Raw genomic sequence first — 4,755 nt, 5'->3', positions numbered from 1 at the left:
GGCCGCGCCCCCGCCCGCCCCCTCCTGCCCCGGCCGCGCCCCCAGACCCCTCCCGAAGTTCCCGGGCCTGCTCGTCGCCCGCGACAGGTGCGTGCCGGAGCCACCGCGCGACCCGTGACGGCGCCCGCCGCCCCGGCGCGCCCGGCGACGCCGCCCGCCCCACCCGCACCGGCCGTGCCCCCGTGCCCGGCCACCGTGCCCGCCGCCGCACCGGGCTTCCGGGACACCGCCGCCTTCCATCTGGCCCGCAGTCAGGGCCTGTGGGCGGACCGCGACGGCGCCGCGCCCCGGGCCCGCGCCGCCACCACGGGCCCGCCCCAGGGGCGCCCCGGCGGGCCGTTCCGCCCCCGCACCCCGCTGCCGCCGCAGGGCGCCGGGCCGCTGCGTCCGGCCGGGCCGCTGTCCGCACCGCGCCGCCCCGTCTCCCGGGCGTTCGCCGCCGCGGCCTGCCTCGTTCTCGGCACCGGGCTCCTCTGCGGGGCGGTGGCCGGGAGTTGGCTCACCGAGGGCGCCGACACCCGCACCGCCGCCCAGGTCGCGTACGACAACGGCCGCGACGCCTGGCACAACGCCCCCGTCGACGCCCTCTTCCCGCCGGTCGTCGACGGGATCGGCGCCGGGCCGGGCGGCTCCGACCGTCGCTGGACCCGCGTCGCCGTCGCCCCGGATCGCGCCTGCCGGAACGCCGAGAACCCGTCCCTCGCCAAGGCCCTCGCCCCGGCCGGGTGCGTACGCCAGCTGCGCGCCACCTACCTCGACGCGACCCGCACCGACCTCGTCACCGTCGGCGTCCGGACCGTCAAGGCCGACCAGGACACCCTGAAGGCGCTGCGCCACCGCTTCGCCGCCAAGGGCCTCGCCGACGACGCGGACCTCATGCCCCGGACCTACGCACCCGAGGGCACCCCGGCCGCCCCCTTCGGCGCCGAGCAGCGCGCCACCTGGACCGTGCGGGTGCTCATCGACATCCCGGTCGTCGTCTCCGCCGTCGCCGGGTTCGCCGACGGCCGTACCGTCCCCACGCCGCAGCCCGCCGCGGACGCCGTCCGGCCCGGCACCACCACCGTGGCCGCCGAAGCCGGGCTCGGCCACGATGCCAAGGGCCTCGCCGACCGTATCGAGGCCACCTTCCGCGCTGCCGCCGGGAGCACCACCCGCACCACGGAGGCATCCCCGTGACCCGAGCCCCGCTGCGCGCCGCCGCCGCGCTGACCACGGCCCTGACCGCCGCCCTGGCACCGCTGCTGACCGCCGCCCCGGCCCGCGCCGACGGCATCCGCGCCCAGGAATGGGCCCTGGAGGCCATCCACGCCCAGGACGCCTGGCAGACCACCAAGGGCAAGGGCGTCACCGTCGCCGTCCTCGACACCGGCGTCGACGCCGACCACCCCGACCTGCGCGGCTCGGTCGCCGGCGCACGCGACCTCATCGGCTTCGGCGCCGGACCCGGAGACCCCCAGTGGGCCGTCCACGGCACCGGAATGGCCGGGATCATCGCAGGTCACGGCCATGGCCCCGAGAAGAGCGACGGGGTGCTCGGCATCGCCCCGGAATCCCGGATACTCCCGGTCCGGGTGATCCTGGAGGACGACGACCCGGCCCGTAAACGCGCCCGCGCCGAACGCGCCGGGGCCCTCGCCGACGGCATCCGCTACGCCGCCGACCACGGTGCCGACGTCATCAACCTCTCCCTGGGCGACGACAGCGTCTCCGCCCACCCCGAACCCCGCGAGGACGCCGCCGTCCAGTACGCGCTCGGCAAGGGCATACCCGTCGTCGCCTCCGCGGGCAACGGCGGCGAGGAGGGCAACCGCGCCTCGTACCCCGCCGCCTACCCGGGCGTCATCGCCGTCACCGCCGTCGACCGCTACGGCAACCGTGCCGACTTCTCCACCCGCCACTGGTACGCCACCGTCGCCGCCCCGGGCGACGAGGTCGCCACCGCCAATCCCGACCGCACCTACTACGAGGGGTGGGGCACCAGCCCGGCCGCCGCCTTCGTCTCCGGCTCCATCGCCCTCATCCGCGCCGCGCACCCCCGCCTGAGCCCCGCGCAGATCCGGCAGCTCCTCATGGACACCGCGCAGGACCGCCCCGACGGCGGGCGGAACAACGACCGCGGCGCCGGGACCGTCGACCCCGCCGCGGCCCTCAAGGCCGCCGCCGACCTCGAACCGACCGCCCAGAAACCGGTCCCCGCCGCCCACGCCGCGCGCCACTTCGGCCCCGGCCGCACCCCCGAGAGCCACGGCGCCGCCCCCGCGGGCTGGTTCCCCTGGACCGCCGCGGCCGCCGGTACCGCCCTCCTCGCCGCCGCCGCGGCCCTCTGGCGCGACCGCCACCCCACGCGCCTCTTCCGCTAGCCCCCGGACGACGACGGGTCCGGACCCCTCAGGACGACCGACGGGTCCGGACCCGTCAGGACAAACGGGCCCGGACCCGTACGGGACACCCCGGATTTTTCCCTACGACACCGCCCCCGGCGCCCCCGCGGGCAGCGGTTCGACGCCCGTGACGCGGCGCGCACGGTCCGGCTCGATCAGCACCATCACGCGCTCCTCGCCCGGGACCAGCCACTCGTACCGCTCGGTGCCGAGATAGGCCCCCGCCAGCCGGTCCATGTTCCGGTCCGCCTCCGCGCCCTCGACGAAGCGGACGGCACGGCCGCGGATCTGCACCCGGTCGTACGGGTCGGCCGCGTCCGCGTGGGACAGGCAGACCCGGGGGTCACGGCGCAGATTGCGCTCCTTGACCCGGCCGACGGAGGTGTTGATCAGCAGCAGATCCCCGTCGAGCCCCACCCACATGGGGCTCACGTGCGGCGATCCGTCCGGGCCGATGGTCCCGACGAACCAGATGTGCGGGGCCTCGATCCGCCGGCGGATGTCATGCGAGAGCTCGATCATGGCTCACATACTGTCCGCACCGGAGCGCGTACACGGCGTGCCGAACTCGATGGATACCTCCCGAATTGGTGTACGCCGCCCGGGCACGGCCCGGAGGATGCCGCTCCGGGGAGCGTGGGCCCGCACCCGCCCCCGGCCGCGTACCCCCGTGTCGCTAGGCTCGCCCCGTGGCGCAGAAGAACATCCCGGACCCAGGTTTCTCCGACGACGACGGCTCCGCCGACCCGGCCCTCGCGGCCGCGCTGGCCGCCTACGACCGCGACCGGAGCGCCGAACCGCAGCTCCTGGCGGCCCTCTCCGGCGCCCGCGTCCTGGTGCCCGTCGTCGCCGTCCTCGGCGAGAGCGAGACCGGGCCCGACGGCCTGCGCCGCGAGAAGACCAGCGATATGGCCGTCCCCACCCTCCAGGCCCCCGACGGCCGCCGCGCGCTGCCCGCCTTCACCTCGATGGACACCCTCAAGCGCTGGCGCGCCGACGCCCGCCCGGTCGCCGTCCCGCTCCGCCAGGCGCTGCTGGCCGCCTCCCACGAAAAGGCCGACACCGTCGTCGTCGACCTCGCCGGGCCCGTCACCTACCAGCTCACCGGCCCCGCCCTGCGCGCCCTCGCCGAGGGCCGCCAGGACGCCGACCCGCGCACCGACCCGGCCGTCCTCGACGCGCTGCGCACCCTCCTCGCCGCCGAACCCGCGGTCCGCGTCGCCCACCTGGCCCCCTCGGCCGAGACCGACGCGACCCTCGCCCTCGGCCTCACCCCCGACGCCTCCGCCGCCGACGTCGCCCACCGACTGGCCCAGTCCCTCGCCACGGATGAGGAGCTGCGCGCCCGGCTCGTCCGCGGCCTCGACCTGGCGCTGCTGCCGCCCGGCGCGGAGCCGTCCGAGGAGCCCTTCTACCGCCGCTGACCCCGGCGGCCGGTGCCGCCACCCGGCCCCGGGCCGCGCCCGCCCGACGGGCGCACCGCTCTCCCCCGCCGCAGAATGCGAGGACAGCTCGGGATCCACGCGAGGAGAGCCCCTATGGAGACCACCGAGACCCGCACGGTCCTGTCCGAATTCCTCGGCACGTTGCTCCTGGTGTTCTTCGGCGTCGGCGCCGTGGTGCTGGCCGGTGAGTACATCGGGACCTTCGGCATCGCGCTGAGCTTCGGCTTCGTCATGCTGGCCATGGCCTACTCGCTCGGCCCGATCTCCGGCAGCCACCTCAACCCGGCGGTGACCCTGGGCATGCTGCTGGCCCGCCGCATCGACCTCCGTACGGCCGTCGAGTACTGGATTGCGCAGGTGCTGGGCGGCGTCGTCGGCGCGGCGGTGCTCTTCCTGGTCGCGAAGCAGATCCCGGGCCTGCGGACGAGCGAGTCGTTCGGCTCCAACGGCTGGGGCGACCGGTCCGCGGTGCACCTGAACACCGGTGGCGCCTTCGTCGTGGAGATCGTGCTGACCTTCGCCTTCGTCTTCGTCGTGCTGTCCGTCACGCACAAGGTCGCGGTCGTCGGCTTCGCCGGTCTGCCCATCGGCCTGGCGCTGGCCATGGTCCACCTCGTGGGCGTCCCGCTCACCGGGACGTCGGTCAACCCCGCGCGCAGCATCGGCCCGGCGCTCTTCGCCGGTGGCGCCGCCATCACCCAGCTGTGGCTCTTTATCGTCGCCCCGCTGATCGGCGGCGCGCTCGCGGCGGTGGTGCACCGCTACACCCACCCGCCGTACGCCCCGGCCGCCGTCGCCGACGAGGTTGCCGCGGAGCCGGCAAAGGGCTGACGGCGTCCCGTACGTACGGAGCCCCGGTTCGCGACGTAGAGGTGCCTGGGGGAATTGGGTGGACGCCACGTGATCCGTGGTACGGTACGGGGGAC

Annotated in this window: 5 protein-coding genes; 4 read left to right on the top strand and 1 reads right to left on the bottom strand. The window is 76.2% G+C overall.

Features of this window, described 5'->3' with window-relative positions:
* Window positions 1–195 precede the first annotated feature (195 nt).
* Both ACFWWQ_RS25815 and mycP read left to right on the top strand, forming a co-directional pair.
* Window positions 196–1,179 carry a hypothetical protein gene (locus tag ACFWWQ_RS25815; RefSeq protein WP_384600632.1) on the top strand — a complete coding sequence of 328 codons (984 nt, stop codon included), beginning with the start codon at window positions 196–198 and terminating at the stop codon, window positions 1,177–1,179.
* The gene (gene mycP / locus ACFWWQ_RS25810; protein ID WP_384600629.1) at window positions 1,176–2,363 is read left to right on the top strand and encodes a type VII secretion-associated serine protease mycosin; all 1,188 of its coding nucleotides are present in this window, start codon (window positions 1,176–1,178) and stop codon (window positions 2,361–2,363) included. Before ACFWWQ_RS25815 ends, mycP begins: the two co-directional genes overlap by 4 nt.
* A gap of 102 nt (window positions 2,364–2,465) precedes the next feature.
* On the opposite strand, the gene ACFWWQ_RS25805 is transcribed toward mycP, so the two are convergent.
* Complete coding sequence (locus ACFWWQ_RS25805; protein ID WP_384600626.1) at window positions 2,466–2,906, bottom strand: PPOX class F420-dependent oxidoreductase; 441 nt, start codon at window positions 2,904–2,906, stop codon at window positions 2,466–2,468.
* 167 nt (window positions 2,907–3,073) lie between these two features.
* On the opposite strand from ACFWWQ_RS25805, the gene ACFWWQ_RS25800 reads away from it, so the two are divergent.
* Both ACFWWQ_RS25800 and ACFWWQ_RS25795 read left to right on the top strand, forming a co-directional pair.
* A complete protein-coding gene (locus ACFWWQ_RS25800; protein WP_384600623.1) occupies window positions 3,074–3,808 on the top strand; it encodes an SseB family protein in 735 nt (244 codons plus the stop codon).
* A gap of 114 nt (window positions 3,809–3,922) precedes the next feature.
* Complete coding sequence (locus tag ACFWWQ_RS25795; RefSeq protein ID WP_384600620.1) at window positions 3,923–4,660, top strand: MIP family channel protein; 738 nt, start codon at window positions 3,923–3,925, stop codon at window positions 4,658–4,660.
* Window positions 4,661–4,755 lie beyond the last annotated feature (95 nt).

This window comes from Streptomyces sp. NPDC059080 (assembly GCF_042739975.1).
Classification (GTDB): Bacteria; Actinomycetota; Actinomycetes; order Streptomycetales; family Streptomycetaceae; genus Streptomyces; species Streptomyces benahoarensis.
Note: the sequence above shows the minus strand (reverse complement) of the source record. Positions and strands in the feature narration are given on the sequence as shown.